The organism is Actinomycetota bacterium (genome assembly GCA_036280995.1).
Classification (GTDB): Bacteria; Actinomycetota; CALGFH01; order CALGFH01; family CALGFH01; genus CALGFH01.
The window spans coordinates 1-3,558 of record DASUPQ010000740.1 but is presented as its reverse complement, the minus strand read 5'-3'; the positions used below and the strand labels follow the sequence as shown (position 1 = coordinate 3,558).

The following is a 3,558-nucleotide window of genomic DNA, read 5'->3' as shown; positions in this document are numbered from 1 at the left end:
AGGAGTTTCTACGCACTCGACGATGGTGCCGGCCCTGTGTGAGCTGGCGAACCGGCTGGTCGAGCTGGGAATCACTCGGGTGGTGATGGAGGCGACCAGCGACTACTGGCGGCCGCCGTTCTACCTGTTCGAAGCGCACGGCCTGGAGCCATGGCTGGTTAACGCCAAAGACGTCAAGCACCTGCCCGGGCGGCCGAAGACCGACAAAGCTGGATGCGGTCTGGTTGTGCAAGGTCGCCGAACGGCAGATGCTGCGGCCCAGCTTCGTGCCACCGATCGACATCCGCCGGCTGCGGGACCTGACCCGCTACCGGGCCGACCTGGTCGGGGTCCGCACGGCGGAGAAGAACCGGGTGGAGAAGCTGCTGGAGTTGAGTCGGTCTGGGGCGCGTTGTCCTGATTGCTCAAGGCCGTTTCCCCAGACCGCTCGCCGAACCCGCCGTGCGCCTCTCGACGCAACGGGCTCTCCGCGGAAACTGCCGTTAGGTGGGGGACTGCGCCCACGGGGTCGCGATGTTGCCTCGGTAGCGGTATCGGGTGACCGGGACCGCTTCGAGGTTGAACAACACTGTCCCGTCGGCCGACAAAGGTATCCACCGGCCGCTAGGGCTGGTGAACCGTCGTCGGAGGTCGCTCCACTTCCAGTGATGCCGCGTCATCAGCCACCGGGCGACCCGATGCCACACGAAGTGGGCCAGGGCCGAGAAGGTGTGTTTGCTGACAGCGTGACGGAAGTAGGTGGACCATCCGCGCATGATCTGAGCGAGCCGGATCAGCGCGTGTCGCCTGCCATGAGCATGGGACCGGTTCGGCCGGTTTTCTGCCAGGTTCATGGGACCACCTGGATTGCCAGTCATGGGACCACCCGGTGTGTCTGGTCGGTGGGTCCTGGGTTTGCTCGTTCGATCGCCGTGTCGGTGTTGTCGATGCGGAGGAGCGGGCATGGGATTCCGGGAGGTCGGTGTGATCGAGGTGAAGGAGGTGCTGCGGGCCTGGCTGGACGGGGCCGGGACCCGCACCGCGGCGGAGCGGGCGGGGGTGGACCGCAAGACCGCTCGCCGCTATGTGGTGGCGGCTCAGAAGGCCGGGTTGGACCGCTCGGCCGGGATCGAGGCGGTCGATGATGAGCTGCTGGGGCAGGTGGTGGCGGCGGTCCGGCCGGCCCGCCCGAACGGTCACGGGCAGGCGTGGGAGCAGCTGCTGGGCCGGCAGGAGCAGATCAGCGACTGGGTGGCTGGCAGGGGTGTGGACCGGCCGTTGACGATCGTGAAGATCGGGGAGCTGCTGGCCCGGCAGGGCTGTGTGGTGCCGTATCGCACGCTGCACCGGTTCGCGACCGAGCGGTGCGGCTACCGGCCGAAGGAGACCACGGTGCCGGTGGTCGACGGCGAGCCGGGGGTGGAGTGCCAGCTCGACTTCGGGCAGATGGGGTGGCTGGTCGACCCGGACTCCGAGCGGCGCCGCAAGGTGTGGGCGTTGATCTTCACCGCGGTGGTGTCGCGGCACATGTTCGTCTGGTTGAGCCACGCCCAGACGTTGGCGGCGGTGATCGCCGGCTGCGAGGCGGCGTGGGCGTTCTTCGGCGGCGTGTTCAAGGTCTTGATCCCGGACAACCTGAAGCCGGTGGTGAGCGTCGCGGACGCGGTGAACCCGCGGTTGTCGCCGGGCTGGCTGGACTATGCCCAGCATGCCGGGTTCGTCACCGACACCGCCCGGGTCCGACGGCCGCGGGACAAGGCTCGGGTGGAACGGTGCGTGCAGTTCGTCCGGAACTCCTTTTGGGCCGGTGAGTCGTTCGCCGATCTGGCCGACGCGCAGGCCCGCGCCGAGCACTGGTGCCTGGACCGGGCGGGGATGCGGATCCACGGCACCTTGCAGGCCCGCCCGCTGGAGGTCTTCGACGACCGGGAGGCCGGGGTGTTGCTGCCGGTGCCGGGGCGCTATGACGTGCCCGTCTTCACCCGGGTGAAGGTGCACCGCGACTTCCATGTGGAGATCGGCCGGGCGTTGTACTCGGTGCCGAAGGGGTTCCTCGGGCAGCATCTGGACGCCCGCGCTGACAGCCAGCTGGTCAAGCTCTACGCCGGTGGGCGGCTGGTCAAGGTCCATCCGCGGCAGCAGCCCGGGCGGCGTCGGACCGACCCCGATGATCTGCCGGCCGAGCGGACCGGCTACGCGCTGCGGGACCTGACCCGGCTGATCGGGGTCTGCACCGGGCACGGCACCAGCATCGGCAGCTACGCCGAACGGATCCTTGACGACCCGCTGCCCTGGACCCGGATGCGGGCGGTCTACCGGCTGCTCAGCGTGGTCCGCCGCTACGGCCCCGGCCCGGTCGAGGCCGCCTGCTCCACCGCACTTGATCTTGACGTGATCTCGGTCGCCAAGATCGAGGCGATGCTGGCCAAGGCGACCGAGACCACCGCCCCGACCCTGCCGATAGCCTCGCCGACCGCCGCGGCCCGGTTCGCCCGCGACCCGGCCGAGTACGCCCTCACCGACCCGGCCAACAGTGGGACCGGGATGGCCACTGCAGGGACCGGGCCAGCCACCGAGGGGCCCGGGCCGGCCAGTCGCCGGACCGCCCGGCTGAGCGTCATCGACGGTGGGGAGGCGAGCGCGTGATGGCCACCGTGACCGACCCGATCGGCGCCGACCTGTCGAAGATCTTAAAGACGTTGAAGCTGTCCGGGGTGAAGGACACCCTGCCCGAGCGGCTGCTGCTGGCCCGGCAGAACCAGCTGAGCCACGCCGCCTTCTTGGAGCTGCTGCTCGCCGACGAGGTGACCCGCCGCAACACCCGCTCCGCCGCGCTCCGGGCCGGCAAGGCCGGGCTCGACCCGAGCATGCGGCTGGAGAGCTGGGACGACCTCACCGACCTGCGCTACGACCGGACCCTGTGGTCAGACCTGACCATGCTCCGGTTCACCGAGAACGCCACCGGCGTGTTGATCCTCGGCCCAGTCGGAGTCGGCAAGACCCACCTGGCCAGCGCGCTCGGCCACATCGCCATCCGCCGCCGGCACAGCGTGCTGTATGCCCGCGCCGACAAGCTGTTCACCCGACTCCGCGCCGCCCGGCTCGACAACACCCTGGAAGCCGAGCTGCGTCGCCTGACCAACGTCGAGCTGTTGATCATCGACGACTTCGCCCTCCGGCCGCTGGACGCCACCCAGACCAACGACCTCTATGAGCTGGTCGTCGAACGACACCGCAAGCACCCCACCATCTGGGTGTCGAACCGGGAGCCGGCCGAGTGGCTCACCATGACCACCGACGCCCTGCTGGCCCAGTCCGCCGTCGACCGACTCACCTCCAACGCCCACACCCTGATCATCGAAGGACCCTCCTACCGGCAGCGACACCAGAGCAGGGTTCTTGACCTCAACCCAGGAGAGAAGACATGATCACCAACAGCGCCAAGTGGTCCCATCCTCGTGGCAACCCGGTGGTCCCATCACCGTGGCAAGCGACACACGCTAGTGGTGTGTCTCGCAAATAGATTGCTGTTTGGTTGTAGCATGAGGCATGGCCCGTCCTCCCGCTCCCGCGTTGCCG

Annotated in this window: 3 protein-coding genes and 1 pseudogene; 3 read left to right on the top strand and 1 reads right to left on the bottom strand. The window is 68.8% G+C overall.

Annotated elements, in window-relative coordinates:
- A pseudogene (locus tag VF468_24790) lies at positions 1–371 on the top strand (transposase).
- Positions 372–482: 111 nt separating this feature from the next.
- Here VF468_24790 and VF468_24785 read toward each other — a convergent pair.
- The gene (locus VF468_24785) at positions 483–833 is read right to left on the bottom strand and encodes a group II intron maturase-specific domain-containing protein (protein HEX5881505.1); all 351 of its coding nucleotides are present in this window, start codon (positions 831–833) and stop codon (positions 483–485) included.
- Between the two features lie 109 nt (positions 834–942).
- On the opposite strand from VF468_24785, the gene istA reads away from it, so the two are divergent.
- Both istA and istB read left to right on the top strand, forming a co-directional pair.
- Positions 943–2,625, top strand: coding sequence for an IS21 family transposase (gene istA, locus VF468_24780; GenBank protein ID HEX5881504.1), 1,683 nt, complete (start codon positions 943–945; stop codon positions 2,623–2,625).
- Complete coding sequence (istB, locus tag VF468_24775) at positions 2,625–3,407, top strand: IS21-like element helper ATPase IstB (protein HEX5881503.1); 783 nt, start codon at positions 2,625–2,627, stop codon at positions 3,405–3,407. Before istA ends, istB begins: the two co-directional genes overlap by 1 nt.
- The last annotated feature ends 151 nt before the right edge of the window (positions 3,408–3,558 follow it).